This window comes from Butyrivibrio sp. MC2021 (genome assembly GCF_000621605.1).
Taxonomy (GTDB): domain Bacteria; phylum Bacillota; class Clostridia; order Lachnospirales; family Lachnospiraceae; genus Butyrivibrio.
Map to the genome: position 1 here is coordinate 806743 of NZ_JHXX01000001.1, position 18710 is coordinate 825452.

Here is an 18710-nt window from a genome sequence, read left to right on the forward strand (position 1 = left end):
TTTTCAATGCTTCATGCGCCTGCGTATAGGAACCCACCCAAAGTCTATGGCTGAGAACATGATCCGCCACTGGTCACGAAGCTGTGCCTTCTTTTCCTCTTTTGACATAGGAGGCAGGGGCCATAAAATAAAGTCCTTCCGGGCAGCCTCCGGATCCAGCTCCGGAAGGGGGAATATCCTATCCTCCTGGGCATGGGGGCAATCCACATATGCGCCATTACGGATATGTTTTCTGCGGGTGAGGATCGTGCCTAGCATGCCTGTCAACGTGGGCATAAGCCCCTTGTTCTTCGGGCTCATAACCGGAATCGTAACCCCTGCCGCATGACATACCACCGACATACATTTGGCCGTATCACAGCAGCCCTCAGCAAAGTAGTTACAGGCGGGGCGCGCAGCAGCGGCACAGTTGCCCAGTGCCATTCGATTCATCGGCAGAGCTGCAATATCCTGAAGGCTATAGGGTTTGCCGGTTTTGTCAAACCACCAGCGGGTGCCCTCCAGTTCCACACCTTCGCCTTCTACAATACAGAGCGAAAAGTCCTGGCGGGCGCTCTTTTTAAAATTGTAATAATCCAGTCCGGACTTGGCAGCTGACAGGCAGCCACCGACACATGCCTGTTCCAAGGCAAGAGCCTGCTCCGGGGTTACAGTATTCTTGTCAGTTATCACCGGCGCATCATTCTTGGTGTGGCCGGCCAGAGCCAGAAGATTCGGGAACTCCCGTGCCGTCTTTTCATCCATAAGGCTGCTGATGGCAGGTCTAAAGGGGATGCCCTCAGGGTCGCCGATAATTACCGCCTCCGGGTCTCCAAAGCCCCTGATCTTTGCCTCTACCATGAGTTTGTTTTTATCAGGGTCAAAGCCCATCATGCGGGTGGCAACCCTGTCTACCTCCACACTGTTGTTTCCCACGATTATCTTTCCTACCCTCACAGGGTCCACCGGGGCAGGGGTATTGCCTTCGCCTCCTATTATGGCATCGATAACAGTCAGATCAGGTTTGAAAAGATAGAGAAGATCAGCCAGCTTTTTGTTGATAAGATAGCTGTGGTTTCGCTCTCGCAGAAAATAAGGAATGGTTCCCATGGCATTTTTAAAGCCCAGGGTCACACCGGTATAGAGATTGGTTTTCATTTTGGGTACGGAAATATAAAAGGCGTTGCCCTTTACAACCTCGTCAAGGGTGTCCGGAAGATAAACTTCCTTCATAACTTCCGCCTTTGGCAACATGTATCGGATCACAGGCCGCAGCTCCAAGGCCACCAGCCCGGTACCGTAATACTTTGCAATACGGTCATAACCGGCTATACGAAAATTTGCAGGGGTAGGCATGGGCTTACCTGAGGACTCCGCAATGGTGATTTTATTGGTAATACGTTTGATATATCGTACTACTGCCTCAAAAACACGGGGATCCGTTGTCTCGGGGTAATCCACCTTGTCAAAACCGCTGTTGTGATAGACTGAAACCAGGTTGGGTTTGATGACCACCGGTCGGTTGTTTGCCAGCTGCTGTGAAAAATGCATCTTTTCATCGAGCTTGTCCAATGCGCTGTCCACACATGCTCGTATGGCGATGACATCTTCCCTCTTATCATAGGCATCAGTGCCGAAAGAATCAGGCAACAACCGCGAATCCCTTACCGGCTTCACCGGCTCTTGCTGCCTCGATACTTGCATTAAGAGCAAGAAGGTTTGTCTGGGATGCGATATCAAGGATGACAGATGTAAGCTCGTTGATCTGACTAACTTTTTCACTATTCTTAACAGACTTCTCAAGAATCTGGCTCAGCTCGCCAACCTTGGCTCCGGTATTCTCTTTCTTTCTAAGGGCACCGGACTTAATCTCATCAGTCTCAGTCTTAATTTCTATTGCTTTCTGAGCACCGTTTTCAGCCTCTTCTCTGATCTCACGGGTTGCCTGCTTAACTTCCTTGATGATTCCCTGAAGAGTTTCAATGAACTGGTTGATACCATTTCTTATGAAAGAAAGCTCTGTGGCGGTACTTGTATGGATTCTGGCTGTAAGATCACCTTTTCCGTTTTCAATATTTGTAATGATTGCTGAAAGCTCTTTTACTATAGATGTAATCTTGTTGCTGATTCTTGTTATGCTAAGGATAACTCCAACAATAATAGCTAAAGCAAAGAAAAATACACAGATGTAGATTTTCTGCATAACTCCGCCTTGTATAGCTGTAAGATAACCTCCAAGTCCATCCTGCAGGGTAAGTATACCCTGTGATGAAGCTGCAAGATGTTCATTCATAGTTGCCTGAGCTGCTATATACTCATTCAGGTAAATAGTCATGGCAGTACCGGAATCCTCTGCCCTGAATGCAACTACCATTTTGTCAACAACCTCTAAAAAAGCATTTACGGATGATCTGACATTGGCTGTCATCTCCGATCCGCCTGCAAGCTGAGTAGCAAGAATACTCTGATCCAGATAATCTAAAAATCCTGGAATGTAATAACCTCATTTGTACTGGCAATTACAGCACTATAAATAATGGTAGTAATTCCACTACTTGCTGTAAATACAGTGATAAGGCCAAGAATAAGCATCGCAATATAAACTGCAACTTCCTGGAAAATAATTCTTTGGAAAAGATAGGTTGTAATCGGTATTTTAATAAAGAATTTTTAGTGGCTTTAATTTTTTGTAATCTTTATCTGACCCGGTTAATATTCTTTTTTAATATCTGCTATTTTGTATACCTCCTTAAACCTTTCTAAATCATCAGAGTCTCTGATCAGCATTACCTCTGTAAAATGACCGTCTTCTTTACTCTTAAATCCCGCAACCTGCTCTCCTGTACAGATACTGCACTTAATAACAGCTATCTGTTTGTCGGGATCAAAAGGTATATCCGGGCTAAGCTGCTTCTCATGAATGAATGGAATTAATTTATGCATACTGAATTTCCTCCTATTAAGTTTTCCTCGCCGACTTATAACTCTCGCCCCGAATAATCATAGCATAGCAGGGCTTTCCTAAAAAGCCTCCACATCTTTATACTGCGGCCTGTACCAAAGCGGTGATTCATCATTTTTAATATGCTATAATATGCTGGTATTATTCGTATTAAACCTTATTTTCTTAAGAGTGGGGGACCTATGATCAGAAATAACGATTTTACTCTTGAATATATCGGCGACACTCCTTGTCTGCTAACGCATGGTCAAAGCGCAGCAGATAGGAAGAAAAGCTTATTTCTAAATGATACCGGTGTTTTTATCTGGAATTTACTCTCCAAAGATCTGACAATTGAAGAAATCTTTGATAGTTGCTATGAACACTTTGAGATAGACGAGGCAGATCGCCCTGACGCAAAGCGTTCCATTCAAAGCTTTATGGATTCCCTTTGTTATTCAGGAATGGTTATAGATACTGATTTTTATAAAAAACTTAAACTCAAGAAATATGTCAGCATGAATATTGCCGGTATCTGCGTAAATCTGTTCGGTAAGGAAGAACTGTTTGATGATAGCTTTATGGCTTTTGCTGATGATGAATACACTTGCTCAGCTGATAAAACCCAGAATATTTATGTCTATCATATTGCACCTGTAATACATAAATCCGGTGAACTGATCATTCGTGATAAAGAGGTATCCGTCATAAAAACATGTGATAAATATATTCTCATTTTCCCGTTATGGGAGCATGTTGACGAGCTTCATATATCACCGGACGGACAGATGGTATCTGTTTTTGTTAAAGATACTGATAATGCCAAGGAAGAAGTATTCTGGGCTATTCGTCACGCTTTCCTTTATATGGCAAGAATCCATAACTTATTTGCCATACATTCGGTTTCCGTAGAGTATGATCACAAGGCTCTTCTCTTTTCTGCCGGATCCGGAATCGGCAAAAGTACACATGCAGCGCTTTGGAATAGGTTGTACGGCGTAAGACAGATCAACGGCGATTTGAATCTATTGGGAAAAGGTGATGATGGCAAAATATATGCGTATGGCATGCCATGGTGTGGAACTTCAGGAATCTATGATGCTAAAGACTATGAGCTTAAAGGAATAGTACTGCTTCGTCAGGATCCCAAGAATTTTGTAAGTCATTTGCAGCCGGAAGCTAAAGCTCTGGCTATTATGAACCGAATCATCTCTCCGATGTGGAATAGTGAGATGTCCTTAAGCGTTATTCGCTTCGCGCAGGAAGTTAGCGCTGACTATCCAGTATGGAATTACAGCTGCAACACCTCAGATGATGCAGCTGCATTCATAAAGTCCCAAATCGATAGTACAACAGCTTAAGTATTCAGGCGATGCTTTCCATCTCGCTGATTTCCTCAGCAGATAACTTACAACAGTTGCCGTTTCTGATAGCATATACTCTATCGCATTGTTTTAATACTGAAGGTCTATGTGTAGTAATAATAGTGGTCCTAGGATATTCATCTGCCATGATATTCTTAAGGACCTCTTTTTCTGTCCATACATCAAGAGCAGAGGTTGCTTCATCCAGAAGAAGTATAGGCGACTGTCTAAGGATTGCTCTGGCAATAGACAACCTCTGGGCCTGTCCCTCTGAAAAGCCACTGCCGTGCTCTCCCATCTCACTGTTTATGCCTTCAGGAAGTTTCTTGACAAAGTCCCACGCACAAGCCATTTTCAGGGCTTTGATGATCTCGTCATCCGTTGCATCCTTTTTTACATTTCTCATATTTTGAGCTATAGTTCCCGAGAACATTGTATTTCCTTGTGGAACATATGCAAAAAGACTTCTCGTTGCAGCTGTTGCATAGAGACTATCTTCAAGTTCCCCATCACCGGTCGTTATACGCACCTGTCCCTCACCGGGCCTTATTATAGCAAGAAGTAGTCTTAGCATAGTTGTCTTTCCTTCGCCTGAAGGTCCGACAAATGCAACTGTCTCATGAGGATTAGCATTAAATTCAGCCTTGGAAAAGACATTTTCTGCACCTTCGTAAGCAAATGACACGTTCCTGGCTTCTACTCCTATTCCCTTACCTGCATGCTCCTGCCCAAATCTTTCAACCTCTTCGGCATTGGAATAATCATCTCTTGGAAGGTCCAGTATGGTTTTAACTCGGTCAGCTGAGTTAAACAAGTTAAGAGACGTTGGTACAAAACTGATAAGATTAGAAACTGAGCCTGTAAGAGAACTTGAAAGGCCTATAAACATGGTCATTGTTCCGTATGTGATAGCTCCGCTCCAAACCTTGTATACGCCCCATGCCTGTGCAGAGTAGGATACAAGCATAGATACAAATGTCAGTATAAAAGTATTGAGCATTGATATCTTCTGGTACTTAAGCGTAGCTTCTGAATATCCTTTTTGTATTTCTTTTAGCCTGTCTATGTGATATGACAGCATATCAAAAGCTTTTATTGTCTGAATATTCGAGAAGGTCTCCTGATGAAAACCGTTCATTCTAGCGGATGCTGACATAGTTCCCATTCCGCTCTTTCTCATCATCTTCATAGAATAGCGCGAACTGATCAGTGTTATCGGGATGCTGGCAAGCGCAAAAATAGCGAATGTCCAATCGTATATGCAAACCATATATAAAGCGGATGCAAATCTGAAAATATAGATTATAAGGTTTGGTACAAGTGTCAAAATTCCTGATGCAATATTGGAAGCGTCACTTCCGCATCTCATAACAAGGTCACCGGAATGATATTTAGATAGGGATTGCCAATCCGTTCGTAATATTCCTTCAAAGATCTGCGCCTTTATCTCATTATTAACCTTAAGACTGATTTTGGTGGAAAGGTAACTTGATATCTGCGAAACACAAGTATTCACTACTGTAAGTACAATCATGATTATAAATGTGCGCAAAAGTTCCCCTGTGCGATGTCCTGTGATTATATCTACCAGGTTTCGTGAATTAAGGCTTGTAAAAAGACCAAGTATTATGCCGGTCATGCCAAGTAAAGTGTATATTACAATAGCGGGTATATGGTTTATTGCATATCCATATATCCACTTGAATATCATTAGCTTGTCTTTTAGCTTTCCTTCTTTAATTTTGTTGAAATAATATCTTATCTTCCCCATATCGTAAAAAAGAAGCACCACGTTCATATGTGGTGCTCCAATAAAAATCTTTAATAATTAGTTAGGCCGTACATCTCTTATTCTAAGTTCAGTCATTGTACCACTTGTACCTGATTCACGAATAGAACCGCCTTCAACAATAGCTTGGAAAATGAAATCTGTCCATTCGTTAGCATTAAGATGTCTATTAACATCAATGCGGAAAGATGTATCAGATTCTTTTGTTATTGTATACTCAGAACTTCCAAAGCTCTTAATTGGTATTGTTGAATCAATATAGATAGTGAATCTCTCCCAAGCCTCATTTAATGGATTCTGGAAGTGTACTCTGACGTCTGTATGAGATCCGCCATTGTTGTTATCGTCATTAAGCCATGCGCTGGGTGGATTCGGAACAGGAGTTCCACTTCCGGCAAAAACACCTTCAGCCGTAAATTCGAGGCCAAGTTCCATTAACTGTGGTACTTCAAAAGTCTTCATTATATCACCCCCATTAAAATGAATTTTATATCATCCATTTCCATTTTTTGATAGTGAAATTATAAAATGATTTATAACAAATGACAATGTAATATCGATAATCTAACAAAATTGAAAGATTGTTATTCCTTAAGAAATTTCTTTGTCAATCGTCTTCGTTAAGAGGGCGACCCAAGCATTTCTCTTTCATAAATCGCATAATCACAAATAAATATGGAGATGATACCTGCTATTGCCAACTACTTTCATGTTTCAATCGATGAGCTGTTCGGTTACAACAATGATCGTGAAAGTACTCTTTCAAGATACATTGAGAAAGCGAATAGACTTTTGGAGCCAGGTTTTAAACCTGATAAAAAGCAGTTAAAAAAACATGAAAAGTTTCTTCGCGAGGCTCTATCTGAATTTCCTAACGAATGGCATTTACAGGAAAGACATGAAAGAGCGTATTCATTCCTCACTTATTGGCGTACTTGGTACACTCAGAGATTATCAGAAGATAAAAGAGATTGCAGGTCAGAGTTCTTCTTTATCAAGTTGCAGAGAGTTGGTGCGTACATTGATGTTACACGACAGCAATTATGACCGATATGTAAGTGAAGCTTTTCTTGCACTACTTCATCAACTGGCAGATGTGCTAAACATGAATTTTGAACACTTTGCAACTACCAACAATCCGGAGATCTATCTTTCGCTTGTTATGCTTTATAAGTCTGCTTTTGGAGATGGTAATTATGGATGGTTTAATAGCGATATATGCTTGCTTTACTTGAATGCAGCACGTATTTGTAACAGAAATAAAGATTATGAACAAGCCATAAGTTGCTTTGAAAAAGCCCATGATCATGGTGATTGCTTTACAGAAGCCGCCAAAGAGCCCATAAAAAGGCCGACCAGTGCAGGCATAAGTAACGCAACTGAATTGCCTTCCCGTTTTGTCTATATCAATGAAGGAACTTTTAAACAGTATATCGGGCTTTTCTCAGAAGATGTCATTTCTAAACTGCGAAGCAATCCCAAGTACGCAGCAATTCTTTAATCAAGAATACTACCGGTATTTGTGGGCGGAGCCCACAAATGCTGATAGTTATAGTAACTGTCGGTATGGAAAATTAAATGCCGTAATTTATGGAAAACTACTTGCCGTTTACAATTCATCAAGTAGCCTTTCCAAGTTGTATCCTTGATGCTCCATATTAAGCATTTTTGCAGCCTTGGTGGCATCAACTTCTGTAAGCCCACACTCTGAATCTGTCATAACTTGGTGCATGGCAATTGCTTCATTGTGTAAGTCAAGGTCGTCAAGCACAACCCAGTTCTCCGTGTCCTCATGCTCATGAAGCCATGTAAGTATTTCATCTGCCTTAACTTTACTGAATCTCTTTGTTTTCCTTATTTCTTCTGTAGTTAAGTCTGGTGTAACACCTAAAATATACATACCTTCTTTTTCTAAAAGAGAAACAAGATGCTCTGCCTCTTTACGTGTTGGCTTTAGCTTTTCATCAAACCAAAATCTCCAACCAGAGTGTAGAACGATGCTTGCCTTTGTACTTTTTACAAGTTTTGATAAAAGAATTACTTTTTCCGAATCTATATATTTCCCGTCACTTATTTCCATCTGGTGACTCTCATCCCAGAACTTGGAATTGAGAACGCCATCAATGTCTAAAAAGATTATGTTCATGGCTATATTTACTCCACTTTTTCTTCATTTTATAAGCTTTTCTTTTCCTGTTCCTCACTGCCAATATGATAATTAATAAGCATCTTTTCGATCGTCAAAGCTGCCATATATAGCCGCTTTTCATCTGCTCCATACATGATAAGTCCGGTAAAAGAATTGGTGAGAAGCAGATGCTCGGAAGGTAGTTCTTCTACTAGCACACTTGATGCGTTATTTTTACCCTTAAATCCGACAAAAAGTCTCATTTATTCCTTAATCCCTTATACTCTACAGAAGTAATAATGCTGCTGATATTTCAGATGCTTTTTTGTATATCTCTCTGCAAATATCAGTCCGCCAAAATCCAAAGTCCAGCAGTGCTTCTTTGTTTTCTGTTTTTGTAACCAGATACTCTTTATATCCGTAACTGCTTTGAGCAAGTTGAAAAAGATATATATAAGGCATTGCCTCCAAATCTCTTTCAGTAAGCGGCGAGTATTTCACGTACTCTTTCACATATAAAGAAAAATCCCCAACATCAAAATATGATCCGTTTCTGCTTACTCCGCCTGATTGGATATATGACCTCATAATCTCCCATACTGCAGGAATACAGCCTGCTGAAGAGAAATCGATAACCGCCTTGATTCTTCCTCCATCGCAGATTAACTGACAAGCCGTGTAATCCCCATGAGTTGAAGTATATGTTATACCTTTAAAATACTCTTTCCAGGCATCTATTGAATCCATCAGTTTCATTTTAAAAACAAGATCATCATGAATCCTTACATAATTCGGATCTGACTTATTCTCATCCAATGCAGATAATAATCCATTAAATTTTTGTGAAACAGCTTCTGAAGAAAATCCCACAGCCCAATCGTAGTCCATGCTTTTTTCCATAGGATAATCTTTAAGAAGTGAGTGCATAGCACCAAGATACTTTGCACTCTCCATTAAAAGAGAATGTGGAAGATCATTAAGATATGATTTTCCCTCTATGAATTGCTGAAGACTGATAACATGTCCTTCATACAAAACACTATTTTGACCATTGGCGGTTTTTATAAATTCAGCAACAGGAAAATCGTTAGAAATCAGGAACTTAACAATATCTGCTTCCTTATCCACTTTGTCTTTAGTGAACTCACTTTGATACTCTTTGAAAAAGAAAACACCTTCTTTGCAGTGAACTTTATAGCAATTAGCTGAGCCAAGCTCCAGACTTATACAATCCAAAAGTTTCAAACCATATTCACTGTTAAGAAGCCCCCTAATCTTATCAATATCTAAAACACTTTTTTCAAGTGACATTATTTACATCCCCCAGTTATTAGTGCTCGAAGCAGATACGAGCCTTATAATCATAACATAACATCAACTGTAATCCTATATATTAAGCAGTTTCAGTCTGTTATTTAAGCATAGATTTTAACAAAAAATAAGAGGTACTCATTTCTGAATACCTCTTATTACTCATATCATATTAAAATGCTTTAAAGCCTCAGTGATAGCCTTCTCCTTTTCCGGAGTTGTTCCCGGCTGTTTGCTATCTTCAGACTTAGGCTTATTGTAATTCTCTCGTTCAATAATTCCGTTCTTTCTCTTATCTCATCATAGGTAGCTCCATCCTTGAAACCATCAGTATCCATACCCTCTAATGAGAATTCAACCTTGACTTTCTTACTGGGTATCTCGCCCTTGGAAAGCAAGACAACCGTCTCAACATGCGTAGGGATTTATGTTTCCCTATAATGCAATAAGAAGCGGCTGTTGCATTTTTGGCAACAACCACTACCTTTGAACCATTTCCATTTTGGAAATAGTTGCTCGTATTACTTATGTTCTTTGCTTTTACTATACTAATCACCTTTAATTGCCTCGAATTCGAGGCAATTGTGCAAGTAGACTTGCATAATTCCACTCACGTCTATACTTGTTCTTAATTCCAATACTTCTTTAATTCTTTGTAAAAATTCTCGTGTGTTCCTGCCAAAATCACTACTACAGTTTCATCATTTACATATTCCACTGTATAAGCCACTCTGTAATCAGTCTTGTTATACCTGAAATCGTAGGTAGACACTCCTTCCAGATCACCTACTTTTGCATCTCCTATGGATGGATCTTCAACAATCTCATCAATTGCATCTTTAAACAACCCCTTAAGATTTTTATCCTTAATCTTTTTAAGATATTTACCTGCTGCAGGAGAAATAATAAGTTTTGCCACTAATCATTCCTCCTCGCCGAAGACATCATCATATGACATTGACTCAAGCTCTCCGGTTGCCATCTTATGAGCGTCATCAAGCATTTTCTTAACTGCTGGCCTTACTTTTGCCTGTCTATTCTTGAATTCCTTAAGTAGAGCTTGTCCAGAATATCCTTCCTTTATAAGATCAGAAAGAATCTCTTCTGCAAATTCACCATTAGAATCAATTCTAGCCGGGCGTATAACCAACTCATTATCCCTTATGATACATTCTGCTTTATCTTCAAACCCAAGTTTTGCATAAAAAGCTCCTGGGATAGTTAGCTGTCTTTTTGACGAAATGCTTATAATCTTTTTATTCATTTCAGCTATCATTACGAACCTCCTAACCGAAACAGTCCAAAAACAAATTTCTTTGTTTCTTGGTTTCATTGTATCTCTCTTTCTTTGTTATTTCAATTAACCTTATATTTATTTCATAAAAAAATCAGCAATAGTTGTCACTTTTTACATACCTCTTTTATAACTCCATATATCCACGGTGTAGTAGTCATTGCCTCACGAAGTATTTTTTTCTTTTCCTCTTCCGGTAGCAAATCTGATTGCCCGGTCAAATGTATCTCTATAGCGTGCAATATCAAGCTCTTTATCCCAGTCATCAGGGACATCCATTAAGCACACTGCTCTATCAGCTTTGCCACTGCGTATTATTTCTTCTGCTATATCAAAAATCCAACTTTTCAAATGAATATCAGGTATTACAAGAACTTTCATTTCTTATACTTCTCCTTAAGTTCTTTCTGAAACTCCTCAAGAGTCGCCTCACCATTGAGCATCCTTCCAAGCTCCTTTTTTCCTGAATCACCAAGTCTGAGATTGCTAATCTCCAACGTGGCTTCAGTCTGACGTAAAGCATCATAATAAGCCTTGTAACGATATGCAGTTCTCCTGCTTATTTTGCCTTCTGCTACAATCTCCATGATCGTCATGCCACTTTCAAATTTGACAGCAAAGTCATTATATGACTGCGTCCAAGCTGCATCATGTTTCTGTCTGCCAGCAAACTTACGACCTCTGTATTCCTCAAGCTCAGCTTTCAGATTAGCATTTTCCGCTTCAAGTTCACTGATCCTTTTCAGAGCCTCTTCCAAGGTAGTTATCATATTTGTCTCCTGTGTCAAGATTTTTATGACACAATTATAGCTATTCAAAAAGAGAGTGTCAATTTAATGTTGACACCCTCCATGCAGCTAATCATATCATAAGATAGTTTTTCCCAATATTATAAACATGCAAATGGTAGTAAATCTTTTATTCCCACTTTTACCAAATTATTATCATAATCATTCAGGATAACCTTAATATCCGGGCAATACTCTATCAGCAGCTGTCTGCAGTTTCCGCATGGTGCGATAACTTTATTTGGAAAGTCTTTATGGACCGCCACAATGGTGTCAAATTCACGCTCTCCAGCGGAAATCGCAATTCCCATAGTAATGTATTCTGCGCAAGATCCATGTATTCCGTCGCAGTTCACGCCTGAATATATATTGCCATTTATACATTTAATCGCAGCACCTACCGTATGATTGTACTTCTCGCTATCAAAATTGCTTTCAAGCTTTGATAATGCTGTCTCAATCAATTCTCTGTCTTCTTCAGTTATTTCATAAAAAGTCATAATTACCCCTTTAAATTTGCTTGTTTCATTGACTGATCGAAGTCCTCATCCACATTCTTCATTGTTGGTACATGGATAAAAACAGCTCTTTTCATTAGAATAGATTTCTGTGTGTGATTTCTTTTCGCTTTCCCGTATTCGGGCAATTCTATCAGTGCTCATATATCACTCTCCAACAGTGTACTTGCCTTCCGTAACTACCTCGAAAGGTTCTCTCGTGAAATTAAAGCAACTGACCTTATCGTTGCATACCAGTCCCGCTACTGATACAAAATGTGTATATTCCACTATTTTTCCCCCGTAAACCTATCTTTTATAAATCAATAGCATGATGAAATATTATCTACACTTATCTCCATGCACTTTTCCCAACCGCTAATTTGTCTATTGCTTTACACTTTTATTTTCATCTCTTAAGGCTTTTAAAACTATGCATATATCAGTCTCAACTGAAGCAAGATATTTTATCCTATTTATTGTATTTTCCGTTTCTACTTCTCCAAGCCTTATCTCTTCAGCATCATTACTCACCAGGCCTAATGCGCGCCTGATATTGTATTCAAGCCATTCTATCCAGGTAAATGCTATTCCAAACAAATCATCATAAGACCTGAATCCATTGTCATAAGCATTAAGATACCCCTTGAAAAAAGCCTCCAAATTGTCTTTATTGAACCTGCTGCTCACAGTTCCGGACCATTGCAGCGCAACATCAAGGCATGATGATATAGGATTACTGTATCCCAAACATTCAAGGTCAATCACATAAGCATTTCCGTCATGCCACATAATATTCTTGGGATCCATATCATCATTACTGATTGCTCTCATTGCAGGAAGATTTTTCCTGGCCTCATTTAACTTTTCCTGTGCCTTAACAAGAAGAAGCATATTTGCTTCAAGCAGAGGTACTATCTCACTGTCTTTAGCCTTAGCACTTTCAAGTAATTTCGCAAAATCAACCTCACTTAACGTAGGTTCTTCTTGTGATATATTTTTAGCGTCAATACCATGAATTCTTCCTAGTATCTCACCGGCTTTATAACTCTGGTCATGTGAAATATCATTAAAATCTGTTATTTCGCCTTCTTGCCAAGGAAAAATATAATAATGCCTTCCACTAATCGAAAGCATTTTTCTACCATCAAAAGATAATGCCGCCACAATAGGAAGTTTGTTGTCTTCCAGGATTTTTTCCAGCCTCTCTGCTTCAGCATAGTTCTTCATGGCATCCGGTCTACTCATTATTTCAGGGTTCAGACATTTAACTGCATATGTTCCTGTTGTTGTATTCACTTTGTACATCTTATGCATCAACCCACCTGATACAGGAAGAATCTGCCCTTTAATTGTCCCCAAACCGCATTGTGCTACCAATGCACATATATTTTCCATACTAAAATCCTTTTAAGTTTTCCTCGCCGATTATAACTCTCGCACCGAATAATCCTAGCATAGCAGGGCTTTGCAGCATACACAATAGCTACAATCAAGTATTTCTGCACAAAATATAAGAGGCAGTCTATAAAAGAATGCCTCTCACTTTCTTTGTCATTTCAATTAACCTTATATTTTTTTCATAAAACAATCAGAAAAGTTATCACTTTTTACACATCTCTTTTATAACGCCTTATACTCACGGTGTATATTATTAACAAGCCTTTCTATCCCTGATTCTGTCTGATCAACTCCCGGATTCTGATTAGTCATTACAGCCGCTATTTCTCCGGTACGGTAATTGATCTTCAACATACTTTGTCCGTTTTCTCCCCAACCACGGGATATGACTTCATTCTCTCCTCCCATAAACAAACCAATCCCAATCCAAGGAAATCTCTCAAACAGCTTTACCATTTCATGAGCAGTTTTGTTCTTCAGTAAAGAACTATTGCCATTAGATGCGTTAACAAATTCCTTTGCTATAATCAATAGCTCTTTAGGTGTACTCCACAATCCTGATGCCGCAAGATCAGGAATCTGAGGATACTTTTTGGGAATAGGCAGACCATTTTCATCATACCCGGTGGCCATTACATAATTCTTTTCGTAAAATGCCACATTCTCCTGTGATGCGAAAAATGTTTCCTTTAAGCCCAATGGATCAAAAAAATATTCTTTTGCAATATCTTCAAATGGCTTTTCTGTAATCTCTTCAAGAAGTAACTGGAGAACACAGTAGCCGGCATCTGAATATTCAAATTCTGTCCCCGGCGCTTTTTCCACACGCGCCTGACGATTATTATAAGATGTTATTCCTTCTAAAATATCTATCAGACTAATTGCAGGATCAGACCTTCGAAGCCCATAGAATGCGTCTTCCCCATCAACTATGCCTGCAACATGGCACAAAACCATGCGTATAGATGCATCACTCTCGGTACCATTAACTGTACAAAGCTTCCAGTGACTCAGATAATGATTAATCGGTGCATCGATATTTATTATTTCCTTCTCATTTGCCTTCATCACGCACAATGCAGTAATGAACTTAGAAATAGAGCATGCTGGAAATAAAGTATTCTCATCCACAGGAATGCCACATTCTCTATCAGCAAATCCCTCATATACTGTCATGATCTTATAATATGAATTTAGATAAGCGCAGCTTATTCCCTGAAACCTTCCCTTTGTGGAATCATGTAAAGACAGTCTTTCTCCTTTAAGCATATCCTTATCACTCCATCGTACATATAGTTATAAGATAACTGTCAGTTCGCATTATTAAGAATATTCAGATAGAACTTACTATCACACTGAATATCCCAAATTAATATCGAACGGGACAATCAGTAGTTTTTGCAACTCTTTGTTATAATTTTCGAAAAAGACTTTTATTGCCTTACCATAGTTTTCTTTGGTATCAAACTCCCAAAATGAGTAGTACTTTACGCATTTTACAATCTTAGTTAGCTCTCTTGGTGACTCACCAAGTTCAATCCCGTCTATGGTATAAAATCTCTTGAAATACTTAATAGACATGCAGCCTTCGCATTTAAGCTGATTTGCAGAGATTTCCTCAATCTTTGCTTCAAATTGCTCCAGTCTATCAGGCTTTACCTGAAAAAGTTTCATCTCGATAAAGGTCTTTTTCATTATGTCTTCCCCTAAAATACAGATTTCAAATTCAAAGTTATCCTGCAAGATAGCTCTTACAAAAATCATTATAGCCAATGATTCCAAGTTATAGCAAATAAACCTCAATAGCTACAATCAAGTACTACTTCCACCACCTGCATGTCTGATAATATTCAAAAATCTCAGGACTTATCATATTGCTAACATCTCCAAAATGACAGATCAGAATAAATACTTCGCGATCATCTGCTTAATTATCTTATCACTAATTACTACTCCAGATGATTCATAGGATACTATAAGACGTTCTCCCGGAAATATTTCATTTGTGATGTATGAATTTATCTTGCGTATAGCCTTTTCAGCATAAGCCGGATCATCCATTCTTCCGTCATGCTCCCAGTAGATTTCCTTGCCATCTCTTTTCCTAAGGAATGTAAAATCTGGGTATACGACTCCATACCCCTTGAGTTTCAGAGGGCACTCATACTTGTATTCAATGCCAAGATCATAAAAAGTATCAGCAAGAATTTTCTCTGATTTGGAACGAACCCTTTCGCCCTTCTTTGTATAGATTTCCGGAATGCCCGGAGCAAACTCTTTCCCCACATATGGAATAGCCTTCCATTCTTCAAGCCGTTGCTTCCACGGTGTTTCTACCGGATTGATAAGCGTCTTTCTGATTGGATGAAGATTATTGTAGATTTTTTCTATCTCATTGTCCTCGTATTCTATAGTGAGCTTGTCTAGTTGCTTAAGCCTCCTGTCTACAAGCTTTTTTACTTTCTGGTCATAGGCCTTCTGGGCAAGGCAGTAGGCAAGGGCTATATCTTCTTTCTTGATATATGAAAGCTTATATCCATCTCCATCGTCATCTCCGACACACTGTATGTATTGAACCTTTTTATTTGCCGTGGTTACTCTGACAGTTCCACAAGGTGCATCTTTAAGTCTGCTATCAACTATTTTCTTGATATTGTTTAATCGATTTTCTTCATTTGTCAGTAATTCTTTTAATCCTTGCATTTTTCCTCTTTTCTTTTATTAACGCCTGTATATTTTTCTTTTCCGTCTATTACGATCATTTTGCTGGCGTCAGCAAAATGTTCTGGTACTACTATCCTATTGCTCTCACATGAAGCTCCTACTCTTGTTTGTCTGTTGAATTTAATCTTTTGTTTATTTTCAACAGGCTGTTTTCCCCGCTATAACCTGTTGAAAATCAAGATATTCATGTTTCCAACAGTATGATTTGTAGCTTTTCATCTGTTGGAATTGGCTAATTGGTCTTTTCAACAGATATTTAATGCTAGTTTCATCTGCTGAAAAGTATAAATGTTCAAATTCCAACAGATGTATAGCCCAATTTCTTACTGTTGAAATTCATAAAACTACAAATATCAACAGGCAAATCCCCCTTTAAGCTACTGTTGAAATCTTACAGCTCATCAATTCCAACAGAAAAAGCCAAAACTTTCAGCCTGTTGAAAAGCCCAAGACAGCAAATTTCAACAGTCTCCAAACAAATCTTGTTTAAAAATCTTGGAAATTCTCCGATCATAATGGCATAAAACTGCAATTATGCGGATTATCCGATCACAACAGCCTCAAGCCATTGTGCGGAATAGATACGCGGCTGGTGCGCCAGCCGCGATAACTAGAATAATCTCAGAAATGAATTATAATATACTCTCAATAAAAGTCAACCAAGCGGTTCAACCCCGTTGGCTTCTCACCACTTTTTCACACGGAAGTTCTGCTATTGCCCATTTCATGGGCAATCCAGAACAACCGCGCCTGTAACACTCAGCCTTCGCTAACGCTCGTCTTCGTTAACAGGACGACGGTTTCCACATGACTGGTCCAAGGGAACTGATCTACAGCAACAGCCCTGGTAACAACATATCCGTTGTCCTGAAGTATCTCCAGATCTCTGGCAAGAGATGTGGGCTTACAGGAAACATAGATCATATATGGAACACCATAGCCGATAATCTTGTGGAGGGCCTTAGGGTTGATGCCGTCTCTGGGGGGATCAAGGATGATCATGTCAGGCTTGGTCTCAATGTCGTCAAGGACCTTGAGAACGTCTCCGACGATAAATTCGCAGTTGTCCAGATTGTTAAGCTTGGCATTCTCTTTGGCTGCTTCCACCGCCTCTTCCACGATTTCAACACCGATGACCTTCTCTGCAATGGGCGCAAGGAGCTGGGCAATGGTGCCGGTTCCGGAATAGAGATCGTAGATAACTCCGTCCTTCTTGATCTTCTTCTGGTCAAAGAGACTGATGATATAGCCTCTTACTGTCTGGTACAGAACCTCAGCGCTAAGGCTGTTGGTCTGGAAGAAGGAGAAAGGTGTGATCCTGAACTTAAGGCCCAGGAGCTGCTCATAGAAGAAGTCCTGGCCATAGAGGATCTCAGTGCCCTCATCAATTACAGCATCCGCAAGAGCATCGTTTTTGGTATGAAGGATACCTACAATGCGGCCTGTGAGCTCCAATGATAAAAGAGCATCTTTAAAACCGGTAAGGTCATGTTCCTCCTGAGTGGTTGTGATAAGATCCACCAGGATGTCTCCGGTTCTGACAGCCTTTCTTACAAGAAGGTGCCTTAAGTATCCCACCTGCTTCATTCTGTGGTAAAAGCTGATCTCTTTCCTGTCATACATCGGAGCAAAGTAGTCCACTGTAGCGGAAAGAATAGCCTTATAATCATCATCTACAATACGACAGCCACTGACAGTTACAATATCATAAAAGCCGCCTCTTTTATGCATACCCAAACAAAGGGGGCCACCCATGACTTCATCTCCAAAGGTGAACTCCATCTTATTTCTGTATGCATACTTAACGGGACTGGTCTTGATTCCCTCCCAGGTCCATCTCTCCTGCTGCCTCTCAAAGGCCGGCTGTAAAAGACTTCTCACCTGTTGTTCCTTAAGACCAAGCTCCTTAACATAGGGCATTGTAAGATAGCTGCAGCCTCCGCATTTTCCAAAGTGGATGCAGGGGCTCTCATGGGAATCAGAAGGCTCTTCCAGAACCTCCAGAACTCTTCCCTCAGCCTTATCTTTTCTGACCTTCTGTATCTGAACAGATACTTTCTGATCGGGAAGGACGTTTTTTACAACGACCTTCCCTTCTTCTGTTTCAATTATTCCTTTATTGGGGAATTCTACTCGCTTAACAATTCCCTCTATTATATCTTTTTTCTTCACTTTTTAATTCTTAACTTTCCTTGATGAAATCGTCGTCGTCAAAGTCATCCTCGAAATCGTCGAAGTCATCATCATAATAATCATCTTCAAAAGCAGGTGTCATGTAGCAATATACCAGATAAGAAATGATTGCTACAGCAGAAATTGATCCCAGAACCGCAAGAATCCAGAGAATAACGTTGGAAGGCTTCTTTGCATTTGCAGCTTCTCTCTTATCAAGAAGTTCGTTGATACGTGTCATTTCAATAATGTCGTCAATCTTAGATTTTACTTCCATTTGTAGCCCCTTTCCTAATAAACAATAGTATAAAAATATTTTACC

22 protein-coding genes are annotated in these 18710 nt (G+C 39.6%); 2 read left to right on the forward strand and 20 right to left on the reverse strand.

The window, feature by feature from the left end; translation table 11 throughout:
• Positions 1 to 3: 3 nt before the first annotated feature.
• From T359_RS19165 to T359_RS0103340, 3 genes are all read right to left on the reverse strand, one after another.
• Entirely contained in the window at positions 4 to 1629 is a 1626-nt protein-coding gene (locus tag T359_RS19165; RefSeq protein WP_242839034.1) for a DUF362 domain-containing protein, read from the reverse strand.
• Positions 1622 to 2407 carry a methyl-accepting chemotaxis protein gene (locus T359_RS0103330; RefSeq protein ID WP_026516246.1) on the reverse strand — a complete coding sequence of 262 codons (786 nt, stop codon included), beginning with the start codon at positions 2405 to 2407 and terminating at the stop codon, positions 1622 to 1624. Before T359_RS0103330 ends, T359_RS19165 begins: the two co-directional genes overlap by 8 nt.
• Before the next feature lie 281 nt (positions 2408 to 2688).
• On the reverse strand, positions 2689 to 2922 hold the full coding sequence (locus T359_RS0103340) for a hypothetical protein (RefSeq protein WP_035783507.1): 234 nt from the start codon (positions 2920 to 2922) through the stop codon (positions 2689 to 2691).
• A 201-nt stretch (positions 2923 to 3123) separates the two neighbouring features.
• Here T359_RS0103340 and T359_RS0103345 point away from each other — a divergent pair, with 201 nt between their 5' ends.
• Positions 3124 to 4281 (forward strand): PqqD family protein, encoded by a 1158-nt coding sequence (locus T359_RS0103345; protein ID WP_026516248.1) that lies wholly within the window; start codon positions 3124 to 3126, stop codon positions 4279 to 4281.
• Positions 4282 to 4285: 4 nt separating this feature from the next.
• Here the strand turns inward: T359_RS0103345 and T359_RS0103350 are convergent, their stop codons facing one another.
• Both T359_RS0103350 and T359_RS0103355 read right to left on the reverse strand, forming a co-directional pair.
• A complete protein-coding gene (locus T359_RS0103350) occupies positions 4286 to 6082 on the reverse strand; it encodes an ABC transporter ATP-binding protein (protein WP_242839035.1) in 1797 nt (598 codons plus the stop codon).
• 30 nt (positions 6083 to 6112) lie between these two features.
• On the reverse strand, positions 6113 to 6535 hold the full coding sequence (locus tag T359_RS0103355; RefSeq protein WP_026516250.1) for a hypothetical protein: 423 nt from the start codon (positions 6533 to 6535) through the stop codon (positions 6113 to 6115).
• A gap of 436 nt (positions 6536 to 6971) precedes the next feature.
• On the opposite strand from T359_RS0103355, the gene T359_RS0103360 reads away from it, so the two are divergent.
• Positions 6972 to 7574: a hypothetical protein gene (locus T359_RS0103360; protein WP_155839973.1), complete on the forward strand. Its 603-nt coding sequence runs from the start codon at positions 6972 to 6974 to the stop codon at positions 7572 to 7574.
• Positions 7575 to 7682: 108 nt separating this feature from the next.
• On the opposite strand, the gene T359_RS21255 is transcribed toward T359_RS0103360, so the two are convergent.
• From T359_RS21255 to T359_RS0103440, 15 genes are all read right to left on the reverse strand, one after another.
• Positions 7683 to 8219, reverse strand: coding sequence for an HAD domain-containing protein (locus T359_RS21255; protein ID WP_051544884.1), 537 nt, complete (start codon positions 8217 to 8219; stop codon positions 7683 to 7685).
• A 29-nt stretch (positions 8220 to 8248) separates the two neighbouring features.
• A complete protein-coding gene (locus T359_RS0103370) occupies positions 8249 to 8464 on the reverse strand; it encodes a hypothetical protein (protein WP_026516252.1) in 216 nt (71 codons plus the stop codon).
• Positions 8465 to 8486: 22 nt separating this feature from the next.
• On the reverse strand, positions 8487 to 9512 hold the full coding sequence (locus T359_RS0103375) for a phosphotransferase (RefSeq protein WP_026516253.1): 1026 nt from the start codon (positions 9510 to 9512) through the stop codon (positions 8487 to 8489).
• A gap of 182 nt (positions 9513 to 9694) precedes the next feature.
• Positions 9695 to 9910 carry a hypothetical protein gene (locus T359_RS0103380; RefSeq protein ID WP_026516254.1) on the reverse strand — a complete coding sequence of 72 codons (216 nt, stop codon included), beginning with the start codon at positions 9908 to 9910 and terminating at the stop codon, positions 9695 to 9697.
• A gap of 230 nt (positions 9911 to 10140) precedes the next feature.
• Positions 10141 to 10431 carry a type II toxin-antitoxin system RelE/ParE family toxin gene (locus T359_RS0103385; RefSeq protein ID WP_026488331.1) on the reverse strand — a complete coding sequence of 97 codons (291 nt, stop codon included), beginning with the start codon at positions 10429 to 10431 and terminating at the stop codon, positions 10141 to 10143.
• 3 nt (positions 10432 to 10434) lie between these two features.
• Positions 10435 to 10788 (reverse strand): AbrB/MazE/SpoVT family DNA-binding domain-containing protein, encoded by a 354-nt coding sequence (locus T359_RS0103390; protein ID WP_035783510.1) that lies wholly within the window; start codon positions 10786 to 10788, stop codon positions 10435 to 10437.
• Positions 10789 to 10971: 183 nt separating this feature from the next.
• A complete protein-coding gene (locus tag T359_RS0103395) occupies positions 10972 to 11187 on the reverse strand; it encodes a metallophosphoesterase (RefSeq protein ID WP_026516255.1) in 216 nt (71 codons plus the stop codon).
• Positions 11184 to 11576 (reverse strand): resolvase, encoded by a 393-nt coding sequence (locus tag T359_RS19175; protein ID WP_242839036.1) that lies wholly within the window; start codon positions 11574 to 11576, stop codon positions 11184 to 11186. The genes T359_RS0103395 and T359_RS19175 overlap by 4 nt, the downstream gene beginning before the upstream one ends.
• A 119-nt stretch (positions 11577 to 11695) precedes the next feature.
• A complete protein-coding gene (locus T359_RS0103405; protein ID WP_035783512.1) occupies positions 11696 to 12094 on the reverse strand; it encodes a cytidine deaminase in 399 nt (132 codons plus the stop codon).
• A 384-nt stretch (positions 12095 to 12478) separates the two neighbouring features.
• A complete protein-coding gene (locus T359_RS0103415) occupies positions 12479 to 13489 on the reverse strand; it encodes an aminoglycoside phosphotransferase family protein (protein WP_026516257.1) in 1011 nt (336 codons plus the stop codon).
• Between the two features lie 225 nt (positions 13490 to 13714).
• A complete protein-coding gene (locus tag T359_RS0103420) occupies positions 13715 to 14761 on the reverse strand; it encodes a serine hydrolase domain-containing protein (RefSeq protein WP_026516258.1) in 1047 nt (348 codons plus the stop codon).
• A gap of 81 nt (positions 14762 to 14842) precedes the next feature.
• A complete protein-coding gene (locus T359_RS0103425; protein WP_026516259.1) occupies positions 14843 to 15187 on the reverse strand; it encodes a hypothetical protein in 345 nt (114 codons plus the stop codon).
• A 204-nt stretch (positions 15188 to 15391) separates the two neighbouring features.
• Entirely contained in the window at positions 15392 to 16195 is an 804-nt protein-coding gene (locus T359_RS0103430; protein ID WP_026516260.1) for a hypothetical protein, read from the reverse strand.
• A gap of 780 nt (positions 16196 to 16975) precedes the next feature.
• Positions 16976 to 18388 carry a 23S rRNA (uracil(1939)-C(5))-methyltransferase RlmD gene (gene rlmD, locus T359_RS0103435; protein WP_026516261.1) on the reverse strand — a complete coding sequence of 471 codons (1413 nt, stop codon included), beginning with the start codon at positions 18386 to 18388 and terminating at the stop codon, positions 16976 to 16978.
• Between the two features lie 10 nt (positions 18389 to 18398).
• On the reverse strand, positions 18399 to 18665 hold the full coding sequence (locus T359_RS0103440; protein WP_026516262.1) for a hypothetical protein: 267 nt from the start codon (positions 18663 to 18665) through the stop codon (positions 18399 to 18401).
• Between the last annotated feature and the right edge of the window lie 45 nt (positions 18666 to 18710).

Excerpts from the sequence above, each read along its gene's own strand:
- T359_RS0103355 (WP_026516250.1), bottom strand. The coding sequence starts at position 6,535 with ATGAAGACTTTTGAAGTACCACAGTTAATGGAACTTGGCCTCGAATTT.
- T359_RS0103395 (WP_026516255.1), bottom strand. The coding sequence starts at position 11,187 with ATGAAAGTTCTTGTAATACCTGATATTCATTTGAAAAGTTGGATTTTT.
- T359_RS0103370 (WP_026516252.1), bottom strand. The coding sequence starts at position 8,464 with ATGAGACTTTTTGTCGGATTTAAGGGTAAAAATAACGCATCAAGTGTG.
- T359_RS0103430 (WP_026516260.1), bottom strand. The coding sequence starts at position 16,195 with ATGCAAGGATTAAAAGAATTACTGACAAATGAAGAAAATCGATTAAAC.
- T359_RS0103415 (WP_026516257.1), bottom strand. The coding sequence starts at position 13,489 with ATGGAAAATATATGTGCATTGGTAGCACAATGCGGTTTGGGGACAATT.
- T359_RS0103330 (WP_026516246.1), bottom strand. The coding sequence starts at position 2,407 with ATGACAGCCAATGTCAGATCATCCGTAAATGCTTTTTTAGAGGTTGTT.
- T359_RS19175 (WP_242839036.1), bottom strand. The coding sequence starts at position 11,576 with ATGATAACTACCTTGGAAGAGGCTCTGAAAAGGATCAGTGAACTTGAA.
- T359_RS0103440 (WP_026516262.1), bottom strand. The coding sequence starts at position 18,665 with ATGGAAGTAAAATCTAAGATTGACGACATTATTGAAATGACACGTATC.
- T359_RS21255 (WP_051544884.1), bottom strand. The coding sequence starts at position 8,219 with ATGAACATAATCTTTTTAGACATTGATGGCGTTCTCAATTCCAAGTTC.
- T359_RS0103350 (WP_242839035.1), bottom strand. The coding sequence starts at position 6,082 with ATGAACGTGGTGCTTCTTTTTTACGATATGGGGAAGATAAGATATTAT.
- T359_RS0103375 (WP_026516253.1), bottom strand. The coding sequence starts at position 9,512 with ATGTCACTTGAAAAAAGTGTTTTAGATATTGATAAGATTAGGGGGCTT.
- T359_RS0103360 (WP_155839973.1), top strand. The coding sequence starts at position 6,972 with ATGAAAGAGCGTATTCATTCCTCACTTATTGGCGTACTTGGTACACTC.
- T359_RS0103420 (WP_026516258.1), bottom strand. The coding sequence starts at position 14,761 with ATGCTTAAAGGAGAAAGACTGTCTTTACATGATTCCACAAAGGGAAGG.
- T359_RS0103390 (WP_035783510.1), bottom strand. The coding sequence starts at position 10,788 with ATGATAGCTGAAATGAATAAAAAGATTATAAGCATTTCGTCAAAAAGA.
- T359_RS0103405 (WP_035783512.1), bottom strand. The coding sequence starts at position 12,094 with ATGACTTTTTATGAAATAACTGAAGAAGACAGAGAATTGATTGAGACA.
- T359_RS0103340 (WP_035783507.1), bottom strand. The coding sequence starts at position 2,922 with ATGCATAAATTAATTCCATTCATTCATGAGAAGCAGCTTAGCCCGGAT.
- T359_RS0103425 (WP_026516259.1), bottom strand. The coding sequence starts at position 15,187 with ATGAAAAAGACCTTTATCGAGATGAAACTTTTTCAGGTAAAGCCTGAT.
- T359_RS0103345 (WP_026516248.1), top strand. The coding sequence starts at position 3,124 with ATGATCAGAAATAACGATTTTACTCTTGAATATATCGGCGACACTCCT.